Raw genomic sequence first — 23,494 nt, 5'->3', positions numbered from 1 at the left:
GCCAATCCCCCGCAGCACCGCCCACCCACGCTCCCGGCCGCCACCGGCGAGTTGCTTGATCGGTGGTGGCGGTCGGGACTCTCGAAGGTCCCGCGCCGAACAAGCTCGAAGCGACAGCGGGCGATGGGCTTGTCGGTGGGGGTTTGTAGCGTGGCGGGATGTTGACCACGGTGGCGGTGGAGAGTTATCGGTCGTTGCGGCGGGTGGTGGTGCCGTTGGGGCGGGTGACCGTGGTGACGGGGGCGAACGGGAGCGGGAAGTCCAGCTTGTACCGGGCTTTGCGGTTGCTGGCGGATACCTCGCGCAACGGCGCGGTGGCTGCCCTCGCCCGGGAGGGTGGGCTGCAGAGCACCTTGTGGGCCGGGCCGGATCAGCTGGGAAAAGCGGTGCGGCGCGGGGAGTACCCGGTGCAGGGCACGGTGGCGACCGGACCGGTCAGTCTCCGGATGGGGTTCGCGTCGAAGGACTACGGCTATGCGGTGGACTTCGGGCTGCCGACGATGGGCGGGCCGTTCGGGCAGGATCCGGAGATCAAGCGGGAGGCCTTGTGGGCCGGGCCGTTCTTCCGGCCGGCGTCGTTGCTGGTGGACCGCAAGAACAGCGCGGTCCGGATCCGGGCCGATGACGGCGGGTGGACCGACGGCGGGCATCAGCTGCAGTCGTTCGACAGCATGCTGAGCGAGTACGCGGATCCGCACCGGGCGCCGGAGCTGATGGCGGTACGGGAGCGGATCCGGGGCTGGCGGTTCTACGACCACCTGCGGACCGACGCCGACGCCCCCGCGCGGCAGGCGCGGATCGGGACGCGGACGCCGGTGCTCGATGCCGAGGGCGCCGATCTGGCGGCGGCGCTGGAGACGATCAACGTGATCGGCAACCGCGACGCGCTCAACCAGGCGATCGAGCAGGCGTTCCCGGGCAGCACGGTCGCGGTCGGGAACCGGTCAGGGCGGTTCGAGATCGTGTTCCGTCAGCACGGGCTGCTCCGCCCACTGTCCGCCGCGGAGCTGTCCGATGGCACGCTGCGCTACCTCCTCTGGGTCGCCGCACTACTCACCCCACGACCACCCGAGCTGCTCGTCCTCAACGAGCCCGAGACCAGCCTGCACCCCGATCTCCTGCCGGCCTTGGCCGATCTCGTCGTCACCGCGGCGAAGGAGACCCAGGTGATCCTCGTGACGCACTCGCGCCCGTTCCTCGCCGCGTTGCAGGCCGGTGCCGACGAGTCCGGCCAGGACCTGCGCACGATCGAGCTGGTGAAGGAATTCGGCCAGACCGCTATCGCCGGTCAGGGCCCGCTGGACGAACCTCCGTGGAAGTGGCCGTCTCGCTGACCGGGTCCTTCACCGACTCGAACCGGACCAGCACCAGAGCACCGATCGCGGTCAGCACGAACCCGCCGACCGCACCGGCGGACCACCCGGAGCGGACCGCATCGCCGAGCACGAAAACACCGACCGCCGCCGGCGTGATGGTCTGCAGCGCGATCATCGGCGTCGTCGCCAGCGTCACCGAACCTCGTTGCAGAGCGAGCGAGTACAGCACAAAAGCGAGCCCACCGCTCAGCGGCAGCGTGTACGTCGTGACGCCGCTCAGCAGGTCCCCGAGCGAGCCGTCCTCCAGCAACCGCGCCGAGATCGCGACCCCGGCGTACCCGAGACCGGCGAGCAGGCCCAGCAGCGCGGTCGCACTGGCATGCTGCGACCGGCTGGCGATTCCGCCGAGCACGGCGATCACGATCAGCCCGGCGACGATCCCGACGGTCAGGCCGTGGTGCCGTGCGCTGTCCCCGGCGTGCCCGGCGGACACAGCGAGCGCGCCGAGCCCGACGCACACCGCGACGACCGCGGACCACTCGACCACCGACAGCTGATCGCTCATCAAACGGGTCGCGAGCAACGCCGTGACGACCAGGCTGGCCGCGATCCCTGCCTGCGCGAGGTACAGCGGCAACAGCCGCAGGGCCACGAAGTGCAGCCCGAAGCCGGCGAGGTTCAGCACGAGCGCGGCCAGGAACGCCGGCTGCTTGAGCAACGCGACCACGAACGACGCCAGCCGGCGCGGATCAAGCTCCGACCCGGTCGGCACCTTGCGAGACCCGACGGCCTGCAGGATCGCCGCGACGCCGAACAGGACGGCTGCCCCGAGTGCGGCGCCCAGACCGAGCAGCACGACTCAGACTGCCCTGCGTCGAGGCGCCCAGAACGTGAGGTAGAGGCTCAGGCCGCCGTAGTACACCAGGTAGGCCAGCGAGATCGCGACCACCAGCGGGTGCGGGTCGGGCATCTGCGTCAGCAGTACGGCGTACGAGCCGAGCCAGATCGCGGTGGTCAGCAGGTTCATCGACCGGAAGACCTTGGTCCGGGACGGGTAGACGTACTTCACCGGGACGAAGACCAGGATCGAGCAGGTCACCAGGATCACGCCGGTCACGGCCGGGCTGAGGCCGAGGATCACCACGTAGAAGGCGACCACGTTCCAGTAGCTGGGGAAGCCGAGGAAGAAGTGGTCGTCGGTTTTCGCGTCGACGCGGCAGAACTGGTAGCTCGACGCGAGCAACGGCAACGCCGCCAGCACCGCGCCCCAACTGCCGGACGGCAGGTACCCGCCGGTCCACAGCAGCACGATCGGGGCGAAGGCGTAGGTCAGGTAGTCGACGATGTTGTCCAGCATCGCGCCGTCGAACCACGGGATCGTCTCCTTGACCCGCAGCCGGCGGGCCAGCATCCCGTCGGTGCCGTCGATCACCAACGCGGCCAGACCGAGCCAGAGCGCCCGGACGGCGTCGCCGTCGATGGCGGCGATCACGATCAGCAGTGCGAGCACGGTGCCGCTCGCGGTGTAGGCGTGCAGTGCCAGACCGGCCAGCCGCAGCCGCGTCGAGCCGACGAAAGGTTCGCGCACCGCGTCGTGTGTGGTCAGCAGAACTCCCAGAACTCGGTCGACGCCACGCGTCGGACAATCTGCTTCAGCGTCTCACAAAGTCCGAGCCGGATCGGACACCGGATGGGCTTCGGCGGCGGATCTGAGCACGGACTTTACCGGGAGGCCCGGCTCACCGGCGGCCTACGAAGGCCGCCGGCGGCTCCGGGCGACTGCGACTCGGCCGGGCGGGATCAGGCCTTCGGCTCCAGCACGAACTGCGGGATCTTCCGGGTGGTCTTCTTCTGGTACTCCGCGTAGTCCGGGTACGCCGCGACCGAGCGCTGCCACCACAGGTCGTACTCCTCGCCCTCGATCTCGCGGGCGACGAACTGCTTGGTCTCGGTGCCGTCCTGCAGCGTCACGTTCGGGTCGGCCTTGAGGTTGTAGTACCAGACCGGGTTCTTCGGGGCGCCGCCGAGCGAGGCGACAACCGCGTAGACGCCGTCGTGCTCGACCCGCATCACCGGGACCTTGCGGAGCTTGCCGGTCTTGTTGCCGATCATGGTCATGAGCACGACGCCCATACCGTTGAAACCCGCCGACTCGGTGGTTCCGGTGGCCTCGATCTTGTCGACGGCCTCGCGGACCCAGTCGCTCGGACTGGGGGCGTATTCACTCTGGGATGACATATCACCCATGCTAGCCAGCCACTGGTGACCAATCGTTCACCGGGCGTTGACGTCGCCCTCGGCCGCGCGCTGCTCCCGGGCCCGCCGCGCCGCGGCCACCTTGGCGGCCCGCTGGCGCTCCATCCGCCGGCGCGGGTCCTGGGCGTCCGGCAGGGTCGCCGGTCCGGCGACGTGCAGCAGCAACCAGGTCAGCCGCCAGCGGATCCGGTAGAAGAGGCTCAGCCCTTCGTTCTTGCTGCTCATCAGGGGCTCCAGACAGTTGGCGTGGCAATAGTTTGTGTGCCAAGTGTTAGTGTAGACGATGTTCGAAGGAGGACAACCTTGTCGCAGACCAAAGAGACCGACTTGCTCGCGCTGGACCGTCAGGTCTGTTTCGCGCTGGCGGTCGCGTCCCGCAGCGTGATCGCGCTGTACCGACCGCTGCTGGAGCCGATGGGCCTCACCCACCCGCAGTACCTGGTGATGCTCGCGCTCTGGGAGGAGTCGCCGCTGTCGGTGAAGCAGTTGAGCAGTCTGCTGCAGCTCGATCCCGGCACACTGTCGCCGCTGCTCAAGCGGCTGGAGGCGGCCGGTTATCTGACCCGCGCCCGCGACCCGCGCGACGAGCGCTCACTGGCCGTCGAGCTCACCGCGACCGGTCGCGAGCTGCGCACCGAGGCGCTCAAGATCCCGCCGGCGATCATCGACCGCCTGGGCATGAGCCTCGGGGAGCTCGAGGCCCTGCACAAGAACCTCACCCGGGTCATCGCCGCCGCGACCACCTGACCGCCGTACGGCGAACCGCCCGCGCCCGCCGACGACGCCGGACGGCTGCCGCTCAGGTGCCCGACGCCGGACGGCCGCCGCTCAGGGCCCGGCACACTCCTGCAGCTGCGCCGCGGTCGCGATCTTGCCCTCGATCCACCGGCGGCGCAGGAAATGGGCCTTCAGCAACCGGTGCACGCCGTCCAGCACGACCAGCCGGCCGCGGTAGGCGACCAGGTGGATCGGGAAGTCGAGGTCGGCGTCCATCACCCGCTGGTAGTGGTCGCGGAAGTTCATCGGCGTCTCGGCGACCTGGTGCGGCGTCACCTTGAACCGCTCGCCGTTCAGCTGCCACAGCGGCAGGTCGAAGATCCAGACCAGGTCGGCCACCTCGACCGGCTCGGTGCGCAGGTCCAGCGCCCACAGCTTGCCGAGCTTCCAGCGCGCCGGCGGAAACACCTCACGCACCGACTCCGGCATCGACGCCACCAGCTCTTCGAACGACACGTCCGGCGCGCTCCGGTCCGCGCTCATCCCATCGACCGCCACGAGGGTGCAGGTTACGCGATCCGCCGGGCCACCACGACCACGTTGCTGAGGTACACCTCGCCGTTCCAGTCCTCACAGGTCACCAGCACCAGCCGGCCTGCGACGCCCTGGTCGAACAGCTTGCCCGCGGCCGCCGCCAGCGTCCGTTTCCGGTACGTCGTGACGCTGGTGACCTGGTAGCGCAGCGCGCCGCGTGAGGTGGTCACGGTGACAACCGACCCGGGCAGCACCTGCTCCAGATCGTCGAACGCACCACCGCCGTCGTGCACGGTGTGCCCGGTGATCACCGCCGACCCGCGTTCCGCTCCGGGTTGTGCGCCTTGCGACCACCAGCCGACCGTCGACGGGTTGGACGGCGGTGTGAGCTCTCCCCCGTCCGCCGAGATCGGTACGACGGGAGCCGTGATCCCGAGCTGGTCGACCGAGATCCGGCTGGGCCGGCCGGGCCGTGCCGGCACCACCTTGGGCCGCTGAGACGACGGCTTCGCGTTAGTGCCGGGAGCGACCGGACGGGTACTGACGTCCGCCTCGGGACGCGGAGCCGCCCCCGCGCAGGTCGCGTCGTCCGAAACCGGAACGCAGATCCCACCACTTCGGTCAGCAGTGGTCGCTCGGCCGGCGTCGGCGCGGTTCGGGCCGAACAGGACGTAGGCGCCCGCGCCGAAGATCAGCAGACCGGCAACCGCGACCAGCCCACCCCTCCGAAGAGGGGCGGGCCGGCCGCGGCGCCTGCCGGTGCTCACGTCAGAGGCTGTGCTTCCCACGTCGGCGCAGTGCCACCGCGGTTCCGCCGGCCAGCATCACACCACCGGCTGCGATCAGCAGGCCACCGAGGAGGCCGAACGGTCCGTTCCCGCCGTCCGAGGAGCCACCGGACAGACCGGCGTCGATCTCAGTCGGTACGCCGGGGCTCGGCGCGTCCGTCGTCGTGTCGTCGGCCGGCGTACTGGTGCTCGGCGCCGGGCCGCTCGGCTCGTCGCTCGGCGGCACGCTCGGGGTGTCGGTCGTCGGCGTCCCCGGCGGGAGCGTCGGCGGCGTACTCGGCTCGTCCGTCGGCGGCGTGCTCGGCGGCGTCGTCGGCGGAGTGGTCGGCGGGGTCGTCGGCGGCGTCGTGGGCGGCGTCGTCGGAGGAGTCGTCGGCGGAGTGGTGGGCGGGGTCGTCGGCGGGGTCGTCGGCGGTGTCGTCGGCGGGGTCGTGGGCGGAGTGCCGCAGCCCTCGACCCAGAACACCTTGTGCTTGGTGTCGTTGCCCTGCGACCCGTCGGCGTGCACGGTGATCTTCACGTGGTAGCCCTGCTGCGGATGCGGCTGCCCGGTGAACTTCAGCGTGTAGGTCTCCTTGGCGTCCAGGTCGTTGCCGCCGCCGGCCGGATCCTCGCCGATGAACAGCGACTGGTCACCCGAGACCACCTGCAGACCACCGTCACTGGTCGGCGCCTGGTCGGCGAACCCGACCTCGGCCTGCAGGTTCGCGCCCTCGTCGTAGTTGTAGAACTCGACGGTGAACGAGCAGCCCTGGTGCGGATTGTTGTCCGGCGGGCCGCTCTGGATGTCGACGCCCTCGATCTTGATCGTGCCGTTGTTGCCCGGCGGATCGGCCTGGGCCACGGCACCGCCCGCCTGGCCGGCCGATGCGGAAGGAGCCGCGACCAGCGCGGCTGCCCCCAGCAGCAGTGACAGTGCTCCGGCCGCCGCGACAGCGCTCGCGGTCCGCGCACGAACCCCAGTTGAAACCATTGGTCGTCCCGTCCCCAGCAGAAGTGGTCCCCCGGCGCGAGATGGTTGCCGAACACAAGCATCGGCACTCGCAGGTCTTTGCAGTATGACGCTTTCGGCGCCCGAGTCAATGACTGCCGGTCACAAATGGATGCGCACGGCAACCTTCAGCAGCCACCGGGCAGCCTGTCGGGCCGGTCTGGAAGCCGGACTCCGACCGGGATTCAGACCGGTCGCGACCTGCCGGCCAGCGCCTGCCGCAGTACGGCGTGAGGGCTGCGCCGGGTCGTGCTCGACTGCGCCGCGCGGGCGGGCGCGTACGTGCCGGGCAGCTCCGAGGGATGGGTCTGGCGGTGGATCACCACGATCGCGGAGTCGTCACCGGGCCCGCCGATCTCGACCACCAGTTCCTCCGCCGCGCCCCTGAAACCGTGCGAGACCAGGCGCTCGGCGTGTCCCGCCAGCCGGTCGGTGCCCAGGCCGATGTCGCGGCGCGGCGTCTCCACCATGCCGTCGCTGTAGAGGAACAGCGCGTCGCCGAGCTTGAGCTGGCCCTTGTTCACGGCGAACTCCGGCTTCTCGACCAGGCCGAGCAGCGGGCCGTCGGAGTCACGGGTCGCCCAGCGCCCCGACCAGGCGTCGAACTGGATGGCCGGCGGATGTCCCGCGGTCCGGACCTCGAAGTCGCCGGTGCGCAGGTCGACCGCCACGTGCACGACGGTCGCGAAGTCGTCGTCCCAGTCCTGCCGGCGCAGGTAGTGGTTGGCGGCCGGCAGGAACTCCTCGACCGGTACGACGCCGAGCAGCCCGCCAAAGGCCCCGGACAGCAGCAGGGCGCGGGTCCCGGCATCGATTCCCTTGCCGGACACATCGACCAGCGCCACCTCGAGCTGGTCCTCGCCGCGGGTCGCCGCGACCACGAAGTCACCCGAGAACGACTGGCCGCCGGCCGACCGGATCGACGCCTCGGCCAGCCAGCCCGACGGCAGTCGCGGCAACTCGCCCTGGGCGGTCAGGATGTCGCGCAGTTCGATCAGCATCGACTCGCCGCGGCTGCCCTGGACGCCGAGCCGGCTGCGCACCTTCGCACCGGTCAGCACGATCCAGCCGACCACGCCGAGCGTCACCACGAAGCCGATCTTCGGCAGTCCGTCCGCGCGCGCGGACATCACGAACGAGCCGAGCACCAACGCGATGAAGGTCAGCACCACCAAGGGCCTGAACCGCAGCAGCATGCCGCCCAGCAGCAACGGAATGGTCAGCGCCGCGGTGGGGATCAACGACGGCAGCGCCAGCGACAGCGCGGTGATCGCGGCCGTGACCGCGATCAGCGCGATCAGCGTCAGCGTCTGTGATTTTCGCGCGCGCCGCACCAGCGACCGAGCCGCCCGCAGGCCGGCCCGTCGCACGCCAGCGAAACCGCTGCCACCGCTCATGGTGAGAAGAAGATAACGGCACCGAGGAGTCCGCGCATCAGATCGTCACAACTTCTTGACCGACGGCTTCTTCGCCGCCTGTCGCCGGGCCGGCCGAGCGGACTTGACGGGCGGGACCGGCGGCTTGCGGGTCAGTCCGGTGCGCTGGCATTTCGGGCACCAGAACAGGTTGCGCCCGGCCAGGATCTCGGTCCGGATCACCGAGTCGCACACGTGACAGTGCTGACCGTGACGTCGGTACACGTAGACCTCTCCGCCGTGGTCGTCCTGGCGCGGATCGCGGCCCATCGCCTCCGGGGTGTGATCGTCGGCGACGGTGTCGATCCGGCCGGTCTCCACGCCGTACTTCATCAGCTCGAGCAGGTCGCTCCACATGCCCTGCCACTCACGCCGCTTCACCAGGTGGCCGGGCGTCATCGGGTGCAGCTTGGCGCGGAACAGCACCTCGGCGCGGTAGACGTTGCCGACCCCACTGAGCACTTCCTGGTCCATCAGCAGCTGGCCGATCGGCAGCTTGCTGCGCTGGATCCGCTTCCAGGCCAGGTCGGGATCGGCGTCGTCGCGCAACGGGTCCGGGCCGAGCCGGGCGATCAGCGCCTCGCGCTCGCCGTCGGTCAGCACCTCGCACACCGTCGCGCCGCGCAGGTCGGCGTACGCCGCGTCGTTCTGCAGCCGTAGCCGGACCTGACCGACCGGCTCGGGGATCGGCGCCGTACCGAAGTCGACCTTGCCGATCAGGCCGAGGTGGATGTGCAGCCAGCCGCCGCCCTCGAACTCGGCCAGGAAGTGCTTGCCGTGCGCTTCGGTGTGCCGCAGCACCCGGCCGTCGAGCAGCGCGGCGCCGTCGACGAACCGGCCCTGCGGGCTGGACGCGCGCACGACCCGGCCGCCGAACGCGTCCCAGACGTCGTTCGCCAGGCGGTGCAGGGTGTGACCTTCGGGCATGATTCCTCGTATGGGGACGACAGCAGGTGGTTCAGGCAAGCACCGGAGTGCTCCGACGCCCGCGGTGATCGGCGTCGGCCGGTCGATGCGGGCCAGGGACGTGTCCCGGCCCCGCGAGGACCAGCCCCACCGGAAACAACCGATCGAGCCTCAGGACGATTCCGGCAGCGGCGGCAACTCGCCGGTCTCCTCGTAGTTCGACATCATCTCGATCCGGCGGGTGTGCCGGTCCTCGCCGGAGTAGCCGGTGGCCAGGAACGTCTCCACGAACCCGGTCGACTCCTCGGTGCTGTGCATCCGGGCACCGACGCTGATCACGTTCGCGTTGTTGTGCTCGCGGCCCAGCTTCGCCGTCTCGGTGCTCCAGGCGAGCGCGGCCCGGACGCCCTTCACCTTGTTCGCGGCGATCTGCTCGCCGTTGCCGGAGCCGCCGATCACGACGCCCAGGCTGCCGTCGTCCTGGACCACCGCCTCGGCCGTCCGCAGGCAGTACGGCGGGTAGTCGTCCACCGCGTCGTACACGGCCGGGCCGTGGTCGACGACGTCGTGCCCGGCAGCCGTCAGGTGCTGCACGAGGTGGTTCTTCAGTTCGAAGCCGGCGTGGTCAGAGCCGATGTGCACTCGCATAGCCGAAGTCTCGCAGCCCGCTCAGTCGCCCGGGACGCCGGGGAGCTTCGCCGCGGGGGTTCCACCCGGGATGTCCAGCGTCCCGACCAGCCGGGTCACGTCGGCGTACGCCTGCTCGTACGCCGTTCCGGCCGGGTGCAGCGTGTAGACGGCCACGATCGTCCGGTCCCCCGGCCCGACCGTGCCGGTGGTGTGCAGCGCCTCGCTGGTCAGGTCGATCCCGGCCGCGTCCGGCTTGGCCCGGTCGGAGCCGAAGCCGCTCGACCCGGCGAACCCCGACCAGCCCTGCTTGATGCCGAAGTCGCCGTCGAACACCGACGCGATGCCGAAGTACTGGTCGAACCCGTCGGTCCCGGTGCGGGTCGCCTGGTGCAGGTGGCCCATCACAATTTCGCGGACCGGCGCCGGCGCATGCTCCAGCAGGTACAGGTAGATGCGGACCGTGTCGGCCGGCGTGATCGCGACGTACCCCCAGAAGCCCGGGTGCGTCGCCGGCGGGCGGGCGGTGTGGGTCAGGCCGAGCCGCGCGACCATCCGGTCGACGATGTCGCCGGCACCGAGCTCGTCCCAGTAGTGGCTGGCCGCGTCGTCGTCACTGCTGCGCAGCATCACCTCGAGCCGGTCCCGGTCCGCCGCCGTCAGCTCGTACGCCGGTCCGCGGTCCCACAGGAGGTCGAGCGCGATCAGCAGCTTCACCACCGAGGCCGACCGGAACCGCAGGTCCGGGTTGAGCTGCTCGGTGATCCGGCCGGTGTCCCGGTCGAACACGGTGACTCCGGCCGTCACGCCGGGCGGCACCGCCACCGAGCTCGCCGGCAGGACCGCGGACAGCTCACCACGCAGAGGCAACACAGGGAACCCACTCACCGTCGACGGAAGTCCTTGGTGAGTCACCTTCGCGCCTGGCAGTGGAACGTTCAACCCTTGTCAACCAGACCGAAACACGTATTGGACCGGAACAGCACCGGACCGGACAGGATCAGTCGAAGACCGGACCTCGGTCGCGGGTGCGCTTGAGCTCGAAGAAGCCCTCGGTCCCGGCGACCAGGCGGACGCCGTCCCACAGCTTGCCGGCCGCCTCGCCCTTGGGCGCCGGGGTGACGACCGGGCCGAAGAACGCGACGCCCTCGACCGAGATCACCGGCGTACCGACCTCCATGCCGACCAGGTCCATGCCGGCGTGGTGAGACTTGCGCAGCGCGTCGTCGTACCGGTCGGTGCCGGCGGCCTCGAGCAGCGCGGCGGGCAGGCCGACCTCGTCGAGCGCCTCGGCCAGCACGTCGCCGTCGGAGCCGCGGATGCCGCGGCCCTGGACGTGGATCCGTTCACCGAGGGCGGTGTAGAGCGGCAGCAGCACCTCGTTGCCGTGCGCCTGCTCGGCCGCGATCAGCACGCGGACGATGCCGAGCTTGCGCTGCCAGTTCTCGTCGTGGTCGTCACGCTCCTCGTTCAGGACGGCCAGGCTCATCACGTGCCAGGTCGTCGTCACGTCCCGGACCTGCTCGACCTCGAGCATCCAGCGAGACGTCATCCAGGCCCAGGGGCAGGCCGGGTCGAACCAGAAATCGGCGGGGGCAGTCATGGTTCAACAATACAAACTTGAACGAAATGGCCGCGGGCGGGACATGTCCGCCGATGTCGGGGGGAAACCCGCACCGAAGTCAACAGTCAGGTGCATAGGATGCCGATATGCCTGGAACCAACCTGACGCGCGACGAAGCGCGCACCCGCGCCGGACTGCTCCGTGACGTGAGCTATGCGATCGAGCTCGACCTGAGCACCGCCGCGAGTGGGGCGCCGACGTTCGCGTCGACCACCACGCTCACCTTCGGCGCCGAGAACGGCGCGAGCACGTTCGCCGACCTGATCGCGGCGAGCGTCCGCGAGATCACCCTGAACGGCCGCGTCCTCGATCCGGACACCGTGTACGACGGCGCCCGGATCCAGCTCGACGGGCTGCAGGAGCGCAACGAGCTGCGTGTGGTGGCCGACTGCATCTACTCGCGCACCGGCGAAGGGCTGCACCGCTCGGTCGACCCGGCCGACAAGGAGACCTACCTCTACACCCAGTTCGAGGTGCCGGACGCGCGCCGGGTCTTCACCACCTTCGAGCAGCCCGACCTCAAGGCCCCGTTCACCTTCACCGTCTCCGCCCCGGCCCGCTGGGTGGTCATCTCCAACGCGGCCACCCCCGAACCCACCCCGTACGCCGGGGAGAACGGCGAGGAGCTGGCCCGCTGGGAGTTCGCCCCGACGGTGCCGATCTCGACGTACATCACCGCGGTCGTGGCCGGTCCGTACCACGTCGTCACCGACGTCTACGAAGGCCCGAACGGCACGTACCCGTTGTCCCTGCTCTGCCGGCCGTCGCTGGCCGAGCACCTCGACGCCGACGACCTGTTCGAGGTGACCAAGCAGGGCTTCGAGCTGTTCGAGCGCGCGTTCGGTACGCCGTACCCGTTCGGCAAGTACGACCAGGCGTTCGTGCCGGAGTACAACATGGGCGCGATGGAGAACGCCGGCTGCGTGACGCTGCGCGACGAGTACATCTTCCGCAGCCGGACCACCCACGCCGAGCTGGAGAGCCGCGCGAACACCGTGCTGCACGAGCTCGCGCACATGTGGTTCGGCGACCTGGTCACGATGAGCTGGTGGGACGACCTGTGGCTGAACGAGTCGTTCGCCGAGTGGGCCAGCCACTGGGCGCAGGCGACCGCGACGACCAAGTACGCCGACGCCTGGACGACGTTCTGCAACGCCCGCAAGACCTGGGCCTACCGGCAGGACCAGCTGCCCTCGACGCACCCGATCGCGGCCGACATGGTCGACTTCCACGCGGTCGAGGTGAACTTCGACGGCATCACCTACGCCAAGGGCGCCTCGACGCTGCGCCAGCTGGTCGCGTTCGTCGGTGAGGACACCTTCGTCACCGCGCTGAAGGAGTACTTCGCCGACCACGCGTTCGGCAACACCGAGCTGACCGACCTGCTCAAGCCGCTGGAGAAGGCGTCCGGGCGCGACCTGGACGACTGGACCGAGCGCTGGCTGCGGACCGCCGGGGTCAACACGCTGCGCGCCGACTTCGTGGTCGACGGCAACGGCGCGTTCACCTCGTTCGCGATCGAGCAGACCGCCGCCGAGGACTTCCCGGTGCTGCGCCCGCACCGGCTGGCCGTCGGGCTGTACCGGCGGACCGACGCCGGCCTGGTCCGCACCGAGCGGTTCGAGGTGGACATCGACGGCCCGCGCACCGAGCTGGCCGAGCTGGTCGGCGCGACGCAACCGGATCTCGTGCTGCTGAACGACGACGACCTCACCTACGCCAAGATCCGGCTCGACGAGCGGTCCCGGGAGACGCTGGTCGAGTCGATCGACCAGCTGTCCGAGTCGCTGCCGCGGGCGCTGGCCTGGGGCGCCGCCTGGGACATGACCCGCGACGCCGAGATGCCCGCCTCCCAGTACGTCGAGATCGTGCTCAAGGGGATCCGGGCCGAGACCGACCTGACCGGCGTCCGGTCGCTGCTGAACCAGGCGACCACCGCGATCAACTCCTACGCCGCACCGGAGAACCGGGCCGGCCTGCGGGCGCAGTACGAGGCAGCGCTGGCGGAGCTGGTCGCTGCGGCTGAGGCCGGGAGCGACCACCAGCTCGCGTTCGCCCGGGCGTACATCGCCGGAGTGTTCTCCGACGCCGGCGCCGACCGGCTGCAGCGCTGGCTGAACGGCGAGGACCTGCCGTCCGGTCTGGTCGTCGACACCGACCTGCGCTGGACGCTGATCGTCGCGCTGGCCCGGCTGGGCCGGATCGACGCCGACGGGATCGACGACGAGCTGACCCGCGACACCACCATCACCGGGCAGGAGCGGGCCGCGCAGGCCCGGGCCGCCCGGCCGACCGCCGAGGCGAAGGAAGAGGCCTGGCGGATCGCGGTGGAGTCCGAGGACACTCCGAACGAGACGCAGTTCCGGACCATCCTGGGCTTCCAGCAGCCGGGGCAGGAGGAGCTGCTGCGCCCGTACGTCGGCAAGTACCTGTCCGCCGCCAAGGACGTCTACACCCGGCTCGGTTCGTCGATGGGTGAGAACGTCCTGGTCTACCTGTCGCCGCGCAACCTGCCGGAGCCGTCCACGCTGGAGGCCCTGAGCAGTTGGCTCGACACGGCGGCGGAGACGATCGACGCACCGACGCTGCGCTACGTCGGCGAGGCCCGGGCCGACCTGGTCCGCGCCCTGGCCGCCCAGCGCCGCGACGCCACCGCCTGACGTGTCCTGACGTCCTCCCCGCACCCTCCCCATTTCGCCGGTTAACCATCGCGCTGGTGGGTTCTACCTCCGCATACCGAGCTAGAACCCACAACGGCCAGGGTTAACCGGCGAAATGGCATGGGGCGGGGGGATGCAGCAGACTAGGCCGGTGGCTTCCCCTGATCCCGCCCTTGCTGGTGCAGCTGCAGTTGCCCTGACCGGTCTGGCCGAGGCGTACCGCCCCCGGCCGGTCACCCCACTGATGCCCTGGCGGTTCCCGCACCGCCTGGTCAAGCCGTACGTCGTTACCGCGCGCGGCCGCTCCTGGGACGACGAGATGGTCGCGTCGGCCCGGGTCACCGCGGCCCGGCAGCTCGAGTTCGACGACGCGATGGGTGCGCTCGGGCTCGGCGTCGTCGTGCTGCACCTCGGCGACGACGGCGTCTCCCTGGTCGTGCAGAGCTGGGCGAAGGACTTCCAGTCCCGGCTCAGCCTGTTCAGCGGCCTGGAGGTCGACGACCTGCGCCCGGCCCCGACCGGCGTCGCACCGTCGGTGTGGGAGCTGGAGGTCCTCAGCCACGAGCGGTCGTCGTACGTGCATCACATCCTGAACGCCGAGGTGGACGTCGAGAGCTGGCTCGACGACGCGCTCGACACCCGCCCGGCACCCAAGCTCGACGGCATCCCGTCCGGCACCTAGGAAGTCGCGGCCGGCACCGGATATCTCCCGAACCGGTGAATGAAGTTCCATCGGCCTGCCGGTGGAAGTCAACGCCACCCACTGCCCTTGAATTCGCACAGTGGTGGCGCGTGCGCTGTCCGCAATCATCAAACGATTGATTGTCATCAGCCGGTCAGGAATCGGTTCCGGACCGCGATCGCCTCTCCAGAAAGGGGATTTCTGGCATATGAGAAGTACTCATTTACCGGTCGGTCAGGCTTAAGCTGATCCGGAAATCCGACGGGAAGGAACTTGGGGAGGACCTTTGCCGTGACATCTCTGGACCACCGGAATCCGCCCACCGACCTCTGGTCGGGTCCGGCTGCCGACCTGGCCGCCGCCGCGGGGGCGTCGTTCGCGCCCGCACCGGCCGCCGAACCGGCGCGGCCCCAGCTGCCGACCGACCGGATCGCTCCGGCGCCGTTCGACGAGCTGATCGACACCGAGCCCTCCCGGCACGTCGCCGCGGCGCACGCGACGTCGTACGGGGTGGAGCAGCTTCCGCACGACTACGCCTACTACCCGCCGACCGACGGTGCCCACAGCGCGCGTGGCTCGCGGACGCAGCGGGACACCCGGACCAGCTCCGCCGGCGATCGCCGGAGCGCAGCGCCACGGGACCGCGCGCCTGCCACCGCCACCGGCTCATCCGGTGACCACGGCGGCGGCCGCAACGGCCGGCGCGGGACCGGCAGCCAGGGTGGCCGGCCGAAGCGCTCGCACGCCGCGGTCGGCGCCGCCGTCGTGGCCGTCACGGCGGTGATCGGCACGCTGGCGTTCGTGCTCACCAACGGCACGCCGTCTCCCGAAGCGGGCAGCGGCACCGACGCCGGCCGAGACACCGTGGTCCCCTCCGCCGCCCCGGGCAACGACCCGGCCCCGGCGGCACCCAGTACGGCGAAGAACGACCGCAAACCGGCCGTTCCGAGCTCGGAGGCGTCGAAGACCACCACCTCGACGACGCCGAACACCGGACCGGAGTCGCCGACGTTCCGCGCCGGTCAGTGGATCGTCGTGCTCGACACCTACCCGACCGACGCCGGCATGGCCGCCGACCAGCTCGCGAAGAACCTGGCGGGCAAGCTGATCAACTCCGGCGTACCGGCGCGGGCATTGCTCGCCAGCGGCCAGTACCCCGGCCTCGCGGGCGCCGACGGTGATCCGATGACCGACAGCTGGATCGTCTACCTCGGTCCGGCGACGTCCTCGGCGGCGGCCGTGAACGCCTGCAGCTCAGCGAAGGTCCAGAAGGTGCACCCGAACAACGCCTGTCCGAGCTACGAGCCGGCCGTCAGGCCCTGATCCCGCAGGCCCGGGTCGGTGGCGAGCCGGGCATGCAGGTGCGAGTCGTGCCGCCGGCCGGAGGGCTCCACGTAGTACTCACGCATGACGCCTTCGAGCTGGAACCCGGCGGCGGTCGCGACCCGGCACGACCCCTCGTTGACCAGCGCGTGGTCGAGCGAGATCCGGTGCAGGCCGAGGCCATGCTCGGCCCGGGGAGTGAACGCCCACCGGCTGGCCGCATCGAGCGCCCGCGCCCCCACCCGCCGGCCGCGAGCCGCCGGCGTCACCCAGTACGCCGCCAGCGCCTGGTCGGGGATGCGGTGCACGTCCCGCAGCGTCACCGAGCCGAGCAGGTCGCCGGACTCGCGGTCGGCGACCGCGAACACCGCGTTGCCGAGCGTCCAGGCCCGGACCCGCGGCTCCAGCCAGGCCATCGCGCGCTGACCGGCCGGCAGCCGGATCACGGCGTTGCCGGCCGTCCAGCGCAGGATGTCCGGATCGGCGAGCGCGACCGCGACGGCCTGCTCGTCGGACAGCGTGAAAGGCCGGAGCAGGAGTTCACCGGCCAGGAGGTCGGTCGGTTTGAGGCTCGAGGTGGTCACCGGGTCTTTTTACCCGACCGCCCTCTCGGCCGCAGGTCGGTTACTGCTGGTGCGGCTCGTTCGCGTGCAGCAGCGGCGCCTGGTGCGCGTGGTCGCCGAGCTGCTGGACACCGGTGACCAGACCGCCGGTCAGGTCGCCCGCGGCGAACGACGTCTGCATGGCCAGCGCGGCCAGTCCGGCCGAGTGGTCCGACAGCTGCCGCTTGGCGGTCGCGCCGGTGACGATCTCCAGCCGGCGGCCGGCCGGGTCGACGTACACCAGCACGCTGCGGTCGGGGTCGGGCAGCTCGTTCAGCAGCTCGATCGCGAACGGCCGGGTCTCGGAGTCGGCCCCGCCGACGTACACCGAGAAGTGCAGGCCGGAGGCGGCCTCGGCGTGCCGGACCGCGCGCTCGATGTCGAGCAGTTGGTCGTGGGTGAAAGCGTCACCAGCTGGCACTTGCGCCTCCGGTCGAACGGGCGACGCCACGCGCGGCGGTCGCGGACGGGGTGCTGCCGGCGGGGAGCTCGGGCAGGTTGGCCGGGTCCGGCTTGGTCGCCACCGGACCGTTGATCCACACCGGCGGGGCCCACCAGGACAGTCCCGGACGGTACCGCGGGCCCTGCGCGATCGAGGACGCGAAGACCAGCAGGGTCACCACCGCGATGACCAGCGCCGGGATGCCGACGAACACCAGCAGGGTGTGGCCGGAGAGCAGAGAGATCACGGTCCGAAGCCTAGGCCATCACGATCGTGTGGCGGCGACCGGCACTCCTTGGAACCTCGGGGCGGAAGGTTCCAAGGAGTGCCTGGTTCGGTGCCGGCTCAGAACCGGACGTCCGAGCACTGGTAGAAGGCGTTCGCGGTGTCGGCGATGGTCCAGACGGCGAGGATCATGTGCCGGCCGGTCCGGTTCGGCAGCTGGCCGGAGTGGGAGACCTGGAAGCCCGGCCGGGCACCGTTGAACGGCACGGTCAGGAACGGCGTCAGCTCCAGCGCCGAGCGGGTCAGCGGAGCGTTCTGGTTCCAGCCCTGCTTGGTGATGTAGTACTTGAAGTCCGTCGTCGCGTGGGCGGCGGTCAGCGTCCAGCTGAACGTGTGGAACGAGCCGGAGTTGAGCTGGGTCGTCGGCCAGGCGCCACCGCGCTGGTCGTCCAGCTGGGAGAACCCGGCGATGCCCGCCGAGCAGAGCTTGCCGTCCGCGGGACCGGCGTTCGGGAAGCCCTTGGGGCCTTCGGTGCTCTGCGGTTCCCACTGGATCTGGCCGCAGTTCTGGACGGTGCCGTTCGCACAGTGCTTGGCCCGGCTGGTCGGGGACGTGGTGTAGCCGTGGCCGTAGGCGGTCGGGACGGCGGTGACGCCGGTCAGTGCCAGCGCACCGATCGCGATGCCGGCCAGGGTTGTTCTGCGTGTTCGCATGCGAACACTTCCTTTCCGTCAAGGGGGCGGTACGGAAAGGACAATAGATAGCAAGTCTTCAATTTTATTGTCAACAGCTCGTGAGCGCTTCCTGACAGATAGTTATCTCAGGACGCCGATGAGCCGTCGCAGGCGCGTGTTGTTCGGCAGGTCCTCGATCAGCACCGGCAGCCCGTCGGGCCCACCCAGCGGGACCCGCCAGTTCGGGTACTCGTCGGTGGTGCCCGGCTGGTTCTGCGTCCGGCGCTCGCCGACCGCGTCGGCCAGCGCGACGCCGATCAGCTTGGCGGGCGTGTGCGCGACGTACCGGTGCAGCGCTTCGACGATCCGCTCGACCTCGCCCTCGTGGCCGGACAGCAGGTGGCGCTCGCGCAGCGCGCCCAGCCAGGCGTCCCGGTCCGCCTCGTCGACGGCGAGCTCCTCGGCCACCGGCCGAGTCAGCAGGCCCAGCCGGTCCCGCAGCTCCACGTGGTCACCCGCGAGGTAGCCGGCCGTCGGCGGCAGGTCGTGAGTCGTCACCGTGGCCAGGCAGAGCTCACGCCACAGCTCCGGCGCCAGCGGCTTGCCGTCGGCGTCCCGCTCGAACCAGAGCACCGACGTGCCGAGCACACCGCGCTCGGTGAGGTAGTCGCGGACCCACGGCTCGACCGTGCCGAGGTCCTCCCCCACCACGACGACACCGGCCCGGGCGGCCTCCAGCACGAGGATGCCGATCAGCGCTTCGTGGTCGTAGCGCACGTACGTGCCCTCGGTCGGGCTCTCCTCCGAGGTCACCCACCAGAGCCGGAACATGCCGAGGATGTGGTCGATCCGCAGACCGCCGGCGTGCCGCAGCTGGGCTCGGACCAGCTCACGCCACGCGGCGTACCCGGTCTCGGCCAGGGCGTCGGGACGCCAGGGCGGCTGGGACCAGTCCTGGCCCTGCTGGTTGAAGGCGTCCGGCGGAGCACCGACGTGGATGCCGGCCGCGAGCACGTTCTGCAGCGCCCACGCGTCGGCGCCGTCCGGGTGTACGCCGACAGCCAGGTCGTGCACGACACCGAGCTGCATGCCGGCGTTCTTCGCCCGGGCCTGGGTCCGGGCGAGTTGCTCGTCGAGCTGCCACTGCAGCCAGCAATGGAACTCCACCGCATCCGGGTTGTCGTTGCGGAAGGCAACAACTGCCGGGGCCGCCGGGTCGCGCAGGTCCTCCGGCCACTTGCTCCACTCGGGTCCGTGCACGTCGGCGATCGCCGCCCAGGTGGCGAAGTCGATCAGGCCCTGGCCCTCGCGGTCGCAGTACTTGCCGTACTCCGCGATCCGCCCGATCGACGGCCGGACGCCGAACAGCAGCTGCAGAGCCTCGCGCTTCGCGGCCCAGACGGTGTCCCGGTCGAGCGCGTCGGCGTCCTCGTTCAGCGCCCTGCTCTGCAGGCCCAGGACGCGGACGCGGTCCCGCTCGGCCGGCGCGAGGTCGCCGTACTCGTCGATGTCCTCGATCCGCAGGTAGATCGGGTTGGCGAACCGCCGCGAGGCCGGCAGGTACGGCGAGGGCTCCATCCGGCCGGCCGTCTCGGCGGCGTGCAGCGGGTTGATCAGCACGAACCCGGCGCCCAGGTCTCCGGCCGACCAGGCGGCGAGGTCGGCCAGGTCGTGCAGGTCACCGATCCCCCACGACCGGCGCGAGCGGACCGAGTAGAGCTGCAGCACCCAGCCCCAGGTGCGCTCCAGCTTCTGCGGCTCGAGCCGCTGCGGTGTGACGATCACCGTGCCGGTGTGGACCTCCGGACTGCCGCCGATCCGGGCGCAGAGCCGGTGATAGCCGAGCGGCAGATCGCCCGGCAGCTGGAACGTCGCCTCGCCGATCTGTACGCCGTCGACCCACTCCGGCTCGACCCACTTCTCCTGCTGCCGGACGTCGCGGCGCTGGCCGCCGTCCTCCAGGTCGAGCCACACCTCGACGGTGGAGCCGTGCGGCAGGTGCACCGGGAACCAGGGCGTCCAGCCCTCGCGCATCACCACCGTGGCAGGCAGTACGCGGCGCCAGCGGTTCAGCTGGTGCTCGGCGAGCGCATCGGCGGCCTTGGCCGGCGTCGACGCGTCCACACCGAGTGCGGCGAGCACAGCCGACACGACCTCACGGGAGACCTGCACATGTTTGCCCCGCCAGTCCCAGTACTCCGTCGCCACGCCATGGGCGACCGCTAGCTCGACAAGGGCCGGAGTAGGAGCAGTCACGCGTGCGAGTCTGCCGTATCCGCGGCCCTTGAGCAGAACGCAGCGCGCCGCGTGGCGCACAAACCTGCGCTGCAGCAGGTCAAACGAGTGCTGCCGCCTCCTGCGCGCACCCCCAGCTGAGGGTGATGCCGCTGCCGCCATGGCCGTAGTTGTGCACCACCGGTACGCCGGGAACGAGCTGCTCGTCGCGCTCCAGCCGCACCTCGGGCCGGCCCGGGCGCAGACCCACCAGAGCCTCGATGACCTCCGCGTCGGCCAGTGCGGGGACCAGGTCCGCGCAGCGCGCCACGATCGCGGCGGTGGTCGCGTCGTCCACGCTGGTGTCCCAGACGCCCTGGTCCAGCGTGCCGCCGAGGATGCAGTCGTCGGTGCGCGGGTGGACGTAGGCCCGGCCTCCCGGGTGGTGCTCGTCGCGCACGGACAGGGTGAGACCGGGGTTGCGCACCCGGACGATCTGGCCGCGGATCGGGTACGTCGTACTATCGCCGACCAGCTGCCCGGCGGCGAGACCGGCGCAGTTGACGATCACGTCCGGGGCCAGGTCGAGCAGGTCGGTGAGAGCGGCGACCCGGCGTACGACGTGCTGGCCGCCGGTGTCGAGGTAGCGCTGGTGGAGCCGCGGTAGGTAGGTGGGCATCTCGACCAGGGGGACGGCGAAGCGCAGTCCATGGGAGTAGCCGGCGGGGAGCTCGTCAGGTCGGGCTGCACGCACCTCACCGACCGCATCGGTCCACGGCTGCGGGCCGGGCTCGTCGCGGTAGACCACGAGCGACTCCCGCATCACAACACCGGGCACGCCGCGCTCCGCCTCGGCCGCGAGCACGTCGTACGTCGTACTGCCCCAGGCAGCGACCTTGTCGGCCGGGCCAGCCGAGGTGGGAAACCAGATCGCCGCCGCCAGGTGGGACGTGGTCGCCTCGGTGGCGTCGGCACTCACCACGACGACGTCCTCACCGCGCTCACGCAGCACCAGCGCGGTGGACAGACCGCTGATGCCTGCGCCGAGCACCACGACTCTCACGCGGGAGTCCTGCGCTGACGACGAGACAGCACCAGTACGGCGACCAGCAGGCCCGCGCTGGCGATCACCAGGCCGATGGCCACACCGGCGACGTTGCCCGTGAGCTGGTAGAGCGCGGTCGGCCAGATGACCAGCAGGATCGCGCAGCCGACCACCGCGTACGCCGACGCGTGCACTCGGCCGTAGGCGACCAGCAGCGCGGCCGGACCCGCCGTACCGACGGCGAGCGCCATCACCTCGCCGCGGTCCTGGATCAGCCAGCAGATGGAGGAGCTGAACATCGCCGCGCCGGCCAGCGACCACGACGTGACCTGGTCGCGCACCAGTCCGACCATGGCCAGAACGAAGGCGACCAGGATGAACCCGGTGCCGGCGATGCCCGCGCTGTTGGTGTGCACGCTGTCGTCCGGAGTCAGGACGTCGGAGGTGATCACCAGCACACCGACGGCGAGGATGCCGAACATCGCCACCAGCAAGGAGGATCCCCGCAACCACCAGACTCCGACCGCGGCGAGTGCGAGCGCGACGGCGACACCGGCGATCCGGCCCGCCTCGCCCTCGATCGCGACGTAGGTGGCGAAACCGGCGACGCAGCAGCCGAGCGAGGCCAGCGCGGAGCTGAGCTGCTCCCGGCGACGGAACAGCGCGAGCACGACGGAGGCGGCCAGGAGGATGACGGCGGCGCCGGTACCCGTGGTGATGCGGGCGGCGCGGCCCATTTCACCCCAGTTGGCCACGGTGAGCAGAGCAACCGCACCGAGCAGCAAGGCACCACCGATGTAGCCGAGCACCTCCATCAGCGCTGAGCTGTGCGGCGGATCCGGGCGCGGCTGGACGGCCTTGGCCTCTTGCTTGGCCTTGGCCGATGAGGGCTCCGTCACAGGAAGCGCACCGGGGCTGGAGGTCGCTCGAGCGCGGTCCGCGTCCGCCGCGTCACGGAGCGCGTCAGCCTGGTACTGGCGCAGCACTCCGGCACTCACCAGGCGCTTGAGTTCGTCATCCAGCCTGCTCGGCATAGACCGTCGTTCCTCCTCGCGGGTGGTTCGGTGAACTCAGGCGGTGTCACTACAGTAGGGCGGCGAGATGCCTATTCTGCTCAGTCACCCCGTGTCCCTGCTCAGTCACCCCCTGCTTTCCCTGCCGGAGCAGTTCCCGACGTTCTTCCGCCGCGGCAACGACGGCCGGCTCGAAGTGACCGACCAGATCGTCATGGTCCCGGCCAGGATCGCCGGGCTGATCCTGGCGTTCTTCGCCCTGCGCTGGCTGCTGCACAAGGCGATCCGGCGGTTCGCCCGGCGGACCGGCAACGGTGCCGTGGCCGGCGTCCTGGCCAAGTCGAAGATCGGCCAGGGCTTCGTCGAGAACACGCTGGCCAACGAGCGCCGGACCCAGCGCGCGGAAACGATCGCGTCGCTGTTGTGCAGCGCGGTGACGATCGTACTGACCGCCGTCACGGTCGTGATGGTGCTGGCCGAGCTCGGCTTCAACATCCTGCCGGTGGTCGCGTCGGCGAGCATCATCGGTGTCGCGCTCGGCTTCGGCGCGCAGACGCTGGTCAAGGACTTCCTGGCCGGCATCTTCATGATCTTCGAGGACCAGTACGGCGTCGGCGACCTGATCGACATGGAGAAGGCCACCGGCGTCGTCGAGGCCGTCGGCCTGCGCGTCACCCGCCTGCGCGGCGAGGACGGCACGATCTGGTACGTGCGCAACGGCGAGGTCCTGCGGATCGGCAACATGACCAACCGCGACCCCGCCGGCGGTCCCACCGGCGTCGGTTCGGCCGCCGAGAAGGAGGACGGCCTCCAGCCGGTCGAGGCCCCCGCCGAGCCGGCCAACTCGTCGTCCGGCTCCTCCGCCGCCGCCGCTTCCGCCGCCTCCGAGTCGTCCCCCACCCGCCCCGCCGGTGGTCACGTGCCGGTCGACTGACACTCATCCCGAACAACGAACGGCGCCGGACCCCACAAGGGCCGGCGCCGTTCGGCGTACTGGGAAACTCAGGCGGTGAAGGTGACGTCCAAGGTGATCGTCGTACCGGTCAGGGCCTGCGAGACCGGGCAGTTCTTCTTCGCGTCCTCGGCGAACTCGGCGAACTGCTCGGCGGTCAGGCCGGGCACCTTGCCGTTGACCGAGAGCACGATGCCGGTGATGCCCTCGCCGGGCTGGAAGGTGACGTCCGCGGTGGTGTCGATCGACTCCGGCGCGTTGCCGGCGCCGGCCAGCGCGTGCGACAGCGCCATCGAGAAGCAGGTGGAGTGCGCCGCCGCGATGAGCTCCTCCGGGCTGGTTTTGCCGTTCGACTCGTTCGCCCGGGCGGCCCACGAAACGTCGTAGGTGCCGATGCCGGACGAGGTGAGCGCGACCTGGCCGGCGCCCTCCATCAGCGAGCCTTCCCAGTGGGCCTTGGCGGTGCGAGTGGTTGCCATGCTCGTGG

General features: G+C 70.6%; 26 protein-coding genes. 6 read left to right on the top strand and 20 right to left on the bottom strand.

Annotated elements, in window-relative coordinates; genetic code table 11:
* Nucleotides 1-158: 158 nt before the first annotated feature.
* Nucleotides 159-1,334, top strand: coding sequence for an AAA family ATPase (locus tag ACQPXM_RS12715; RefSeq protein WP_432948079.1), 1,176 nt, complete (start codon nucleotides 159-161; stop codon nucleotides 1,332-1,334).
* Here ACQPXM_RS12715 and ACQPXM_RS12710 read toward each other — a convergent pair.
* The 4 genes from ACQPXM_RS12710 to ACQPXM_RS12695 form a co-directional block, all read right to left on the bottom strand.
* Entirely contained in the window at nucleotides 1,279-2,172 is an 894-nt protein-coding gene (locus tag ACQPXM_RS12710; protein WP_432948077.1) for a hypothetical protein, read from the bottom strand. The genes ACQPXM_RS12715 and ACQPXM_RS12710 overlap by 56 nt on opposite strands.
* Before the next feature lie 3 nt (nucleotides 2,173-2,175).
* Nucleotides 2,176-2,904: a CDP-alcohol phosphatidyltransferase family protein gene (locus tag ACQPXM_RS12705; protein WP_432948076.1), complete on the bottom strand. Its 729-nt coding sequence runs from the start codon at nucleotides 2,902-2,904 to the stop codon at nucleotides 2,176-2,178.
* A gap of 212 nt (nucleotides 2,905-3,116) precedes the next feature.
* Entirely contained in the window at nucleotides 3,117-3,554 is a 438-nt protein-coding gene (locus tag ACQPXM_RS12700; RefSeq protein WP_432948074.1) for a nitroreductase family deazaflavin-dependent oxidoreductase, read from the bottom strand.
* Nucleotides 3,555-3,590: 36 nt separating this feature from the next.
* Nucleotides 3,591-3,797, bottom strand: coding sequence for a hypothetical protein (locus ACQPXM_RS12695; RefSeq protein WP_432948072.1), 207 nt, complete (start codon nucleotides 3,795-3,797; stop codon nucleotides 3,591-3,593).
* 78 nt (nucleotides 3,798-3,875) lie between these two features.
* Between ACQPXM_RS12695 and ACQPXM_RS12690 the strand changes: the two genes are divergently transcribed.
* A complete protein-coding gene (locus ACQPXM_RS12690) occupies nucleotides 3,876-4,319 on the top strand; it encodes a MarR family winged helix-turn-helix transcriptional regulator (protein ID WP_432948070.1) in 444 nt (147 codons plus the stop codon).
* Nucleotides 4,320-4,400: 81 nt separating this feature from the next.
* Here the strand turns inward: ACQPXM_RS12690 and ACQPXM_RS12685 are convergent, their stop codons facing one another.
* The 8 genes from ACQPXM_RS12685 to ACQPXM_RS12650 form a co-directional block, all read right to left on the bottom strand.
* Nucleotides 4,401-4,832: a hypothetical protein gene (locus tag ACQPXM_RS12685; RefSeq protein WP_432948068.1), complete on the bottom strand. Its 432-nt coding sequence runs from the start codon at nucleotides 4,830-4,832 to the stop codon at nucleotides 4,401-4,403.
* A 26-nt stretch (nucleotides 4,833-4,858) separates the two neighbouring features.
* Nucleotides 4,859-5,590: a class F sortase gene (locus tag ACQPXM_RS12680; RefSeq protein WP_432948066.1), complete on the bottom strand. Its 732-nt coding sequence runs from the start codon at nucleotides 5,588-5,590 to the stop codon at nucleotides 4,859-4,861.
* A gap of 1 nt (nucleotide 5,591) precedes the next feature.
* Nucleotides 5,592-6,584 (bottom strand): hypothetical protein, encoded by a 993-nt coding sequence (locus ACQPXM_RS12675; protein WP_432948064.1) that lies wholly within the window; start codon nucleotides 6,582-6,584, stop codon nucleotides 5,592-5,594.
* A gap of 203 nt (nucleotides 6,585-6,787) precedes the next feature.
* Nucleotides 6,788-7,999 carry a PP2C family protein-serine/threonine phosphatase gene (locus ACQPXM_RS12670; protein WP_432948062.1) on the bottom strand — a complete coding sequence of 404 codons (1,212 nt, stop codon included), beginning with the start codon at nucleotides 7,997-7,999 and terminating at the stop codon, nucleotides 6,788-6,790.
* A 45-nt stretch (nucleotides 8,000-8,044) separates the two neighbouring features.
* Nucleotides 8,045-8,944, bottom strand: coding sequence for an Fpg/Nei family DNA glycosylase (locus ACQPXM_RS12665; RefSeq protein ID WP_432948060.1), 900 nt, complete (start codon nucleotides 8,942-8,944; stop codon nucleotides 8,045-8,047).
* Nucleotides 8,945-9,094: 150 nt separating this feature from the next.
* Nucleotides 9,095-9,571 (bottom strand): ribose-5-phosphate isomerase, encoded by a 477-nt coding sequence (locus ACQPXM_RS12660; protein ID WP_432948058.1) that lies wholly within the window; start codon nucleotides 9,569-9,571, stop codon nucleotides 9,095-9,097.
* A gap of 21 nt (nucleotides 9,572-9,592) precedes the next feature.
* Entirely contained in the window at nucleotides 9,593-10,438 is an 846-nt protein-coding gene (locus ACQPXM_RS12655) for a hypothetical protein (protein ID WP_432948056.1), read from the bottom strand.
* A 112-nt stretch (nucleotides 10,439-10,550) separates the two neighbouring features.
* Entirely contained in the window at nucleotides 10,551-11,153 is a 603-nt protein-coding gene (locus tag ACQPXM_RS12650) for a mycothiol-dependent nitroreductase Rv2466c family protein (RefSeq protein WP_432948054.1), read from the bottom strand.
* 107 nt (nucleotides 11,154-11,260) lie between these two features.
* Between ACQPXM_RS12650 and pepN the strand changes: the two genes are divergently transcribed.
* From pepN to ACQPXM_RS12635, 3 genes are all read left to right on the top strand, one after another.
* Nucleotides 11,261-13,834, top strand: a complete 2,574-nt coding sequence (gene pepN, locus ACQPXM_RS12645) for an aminopeptidase N (RefSeq protein WP_432948052.1) — start codon at nucleotides 11,261-11,263, stop codon at nucleotides 13,832-13,834.
* Between the two features lie 151 nt (nucleotides 13,835-13,985).
* Nucleotides 13,986-14,516, top strand: a complete 531-nt coding sequence (locus ACQPXM_RS12640) for a hypothetical protein (protein ID WP_432948051.1) — start codon at nucleotides 13,986-13,988, stop codon at nucleotides 14,514-14,516.
* Between the two features lie 291 nt (nucleotides 14,517-14,807).
* Complete coding sequence (locus tag ACQPXM_RS12635) at nucleotides 14,808-15,839, top strand: hypothetical protein (RefSeq protein WP_432948049.1); 1,032 nt, start codon at nucleotides 14,808-14,810, stop codon at nucleotides 15,837-15,839.
* Here the strand turns inward: ACQPXM_RS12635 and ACQPXM_RS12630 are convergent.
* The 7 genes from ACQPXM_RS12630 to ACQPXM_RS12600 form a co-directional block, all read right to left on the bottom strand.
* Nucleotides 15,815-16,423, bottom strand: a complete 609-nt coding sequence (locus ACQPXM_RS12630) for a GNAT family N-acetyltransferase (RefSeq protein WP_432948047.1) — start codon at nucleotides 16,421-16,423, stop codon at nucleotides 15,815-15,817. The two genes, ACQPXM_RS12635 and ACQPXM_RS12630, sit on opposite strands and share 25 nt — an antisense overlap.
* A gap of 40 nt (nucleotides 16,424-16,463) precedes the next feature.
* A complete protein-coding gene (locus ACQPXM_RS12625) occupies nucleotides 16,464-16,862 on the bottom strand; it encodes a DUF5130 family protein (RefSeq protein WP_432948045.1) in 399 nt (132 codons plus the stop codon).
* A complete protein-coding gene (gene ctaJ / locus ACQPXM_RS12620; RefSeq protein ID WP_432948043.1) occupies nucleotides 16,849-17,130 on the bottom strand; it encodes an aa3-type cytochrome oxidase subunit CtaJ in 282 nt (93 codons plus the stop codon). Before ctaJ ends, ACQPXM_RS12625 begins: the two co-directional genes overlap by 14 nt.
* A gap of 98 nt (nucleotides 17,131-17,228) precedes the next feature.
* Nucleotides 17,229-17,822 (bottom strand): lytic polysaccharide monooxygenase auxiliary activity family 9 protein, encoded by a 594-nt coding sequence (locus ACQPXM_RS12615; RefSeq protein ID WP_432948041.1) that lies wholly within the window; start codon nucleotides 17,820-17,822, stop codon nucleotides 17,229-17,231.
* 102 nt (nucleotides 17,823-17,924) lie between these two features.
* Entirely contained in the window at nucleotides 17,925-20,039 is a 2,115-nt protein-coding gene (malQ, locus tag ACQPXM_RS12610) for a 4-alpha-glucanotransferase (protein WP_432948039.1), read from the bottom strand.
* Between the two features lie 79 nt (nucleotides 20,040-20,118).
* A complete protein-coding gene (locus ACQPXM_RS12605) occupies nucleotides 20,119-21,060 on the bottom strand; it encodes an FAD-dependent oxidoreductase (protein ID WP_432948037.1) in 942 nt (313 codons plus the stop codon).
* Nucleotides 21,057-22,076 (bottom strand): hypothetical protein, encoded by a 1,020-nt coding sequence (locus tag ACQPXM_RS12600; RefSeq protein ID WP_432948035.1) that lies wholly within the window; start codon nucleotides 22,074-22,076, stop codon nucleotides 21,057-21,059. The genes ACQPXM_RS12605 and ACQPXM_RS12600 overlap by 4 nt, the downstream gene beginning before the upstream one ends.
* 67 nt (nucleotides 22,077-22,143) lie before the next feature.
* Here ACQPXM_RS12600 and ACQPXM_RS12595 point away from each other — a divergent pair, with 67 nt between their 5' ends.
* A complete protein-coding gene (locus tag ACQPXM_RS12595; RefSeq protein WP_432948033.1) occupies nucleotides 22,144-22,989 on the top strand; it encodes a mechanosensitive ion channel family protein in 846 nt (281 codons plus the stop codon).
* Between the two features lie 68 nt (nucleotides 22,990-23,057).
* Here the strand turns inward: ACQPXM_RS12595 and ACQPXM_RS12590 are convergent, their stop codons facing one another.
* Nucleotides 23,058-23,486: an OsmC family protein gene (locus ACQPXM_RS12590; protein ID WP_432948031.1), complete on the bottom strand. Its 429-nt coding sequence runs from the start codon at nucleotides 23,484-23,486 to the stop codon at nucleotides 23,058-23,060.
* Nucleotides 23,487-23,494: the final 8 nt, after the last annotated feature.

Origin of the sequence: Kribbella sp. CA-253562 (assembly GCF_050942265.1) — a bacterium.
In the GTDB taxonomy this organism is placed as follows: Bacteria; Actinomycetota; Actinomycetes; order Propionibacteriales; family Kribbellaceae; genus Kribbella.
This window is presented reverse-complemented; position numbering and strand designations above follow the sequence as displayed.

What these genes read in the sequence shown, in the direction of transcription:
- ACQPXM_RS12600 (WP_432948035.1), bottom strand. Translation starts at nt 22,076, where the DNA reads ATGCCGAGCAGGCTGGATGACGAACTCAAGCGCCTGGTGAGTGCCGGA.
- ACQPXM_RS12675 (WP_432948064.1), bottom strand. Translation starts at nt 6,584, where the DNA reads ATGGTTTCAACTGGGGTTCGTGCGCGGACCGCGAGCGCTGTCGCGGCG.
- ACQPXM_RS12695 (WP_432948072.1), bottom strand. Translation starts at nt 3,797, where the DNA reads ATGAGCAGCAAGAACGAAGGGCTGAGCCTCTTCTACCGGATCCGCTGG.
- ACQPXM_RS12660 (WP_432948058.1), bottom strand. Translation starts at nt 9,571, where the DNA reads ATGCGAGTGCACATCGGCTCTGACCACGCCGGCTTCGAACTGAAGAAC.
- ACQPXM_RS12650 (WP_432948054.1), bottom strand. Translation starts at nt 11,153, where the DNA reads ATGACTGCCCCCGCCGATTTCTGGTTCGACCCGGCCTGCCCCTGGGCC.
- ACQPXM_RS12685 (WP_432948068.1), bottom strand. Translation starts at nt 4,832, where the DNA reads ATGAGCGCGGACCGGAGCGCGCCGGACGTGTCGTTCGAAGAGCTGGTG.
- ACQPXM_RS12700 (WP_432948074.1), bottom strand. Translation starts at nt 3,554, where the DNA reads ATGTCATCCCAGAGTGAATACGCCCCCAGTCCGAGCGACTGGGTCCGC.
- ACQPXM_RS12670 (WP_432948062.1), bottom strand. Translation starts at nt 7,999, where the DNA reads ATGAGCGGTGGCAGCGGTTTCGCTGGCGTGCGACGGGCCGGCCTGCGG.
- ACQPXM_RS12590 (WP_432948031.1), bottom strand. Translation starts at nt 23,486, where the DNA reads ATGGCAACCACTCGCACCGCCAAGGCCCACTGGGAAGGCTCGCTGATG.
- pepN (WP_432948052.1), top strand. Translation starts at nt 11,261, where the DNA reads ATGCCTGGAACCAACCTGACGCGCGACGAAGCGCGCACCCGCGCCGGA.
- ACQPXM_RS12595 (WP_432948033.1), top strand. Translation starts at nt 22,144, where the DNA reads ATGCCTATTCTGCTCAGTCACCCCGTGTCCCTGCTCAGTCACCCCCTG.
- ACQPXM_RS12665 (WP_432948060.1), bottom strand. Translation starts at nt 8,944, where the DNA reads ATGCCCGAAGGTCACACCCTGCACCGCCTGGCGAACGACGTCTGGGAC.
- ACQPXM_RS12715 (WP_432948079.1), top strand. Translation starts at nt 159, where the DNA reads ATGTTGACCACGGTGGCGGTGGAGAGTTATCGGTCGTTGCGGCGGGTG.
- ACQPXM_RS12615 (WP_432948041.1), bottom strand. Translation starts at nt 17,822, where the DNA reads ATGCGAACACGCAGAACAACCCTGGCCGGCATCGCGATCGGTGCGCTG.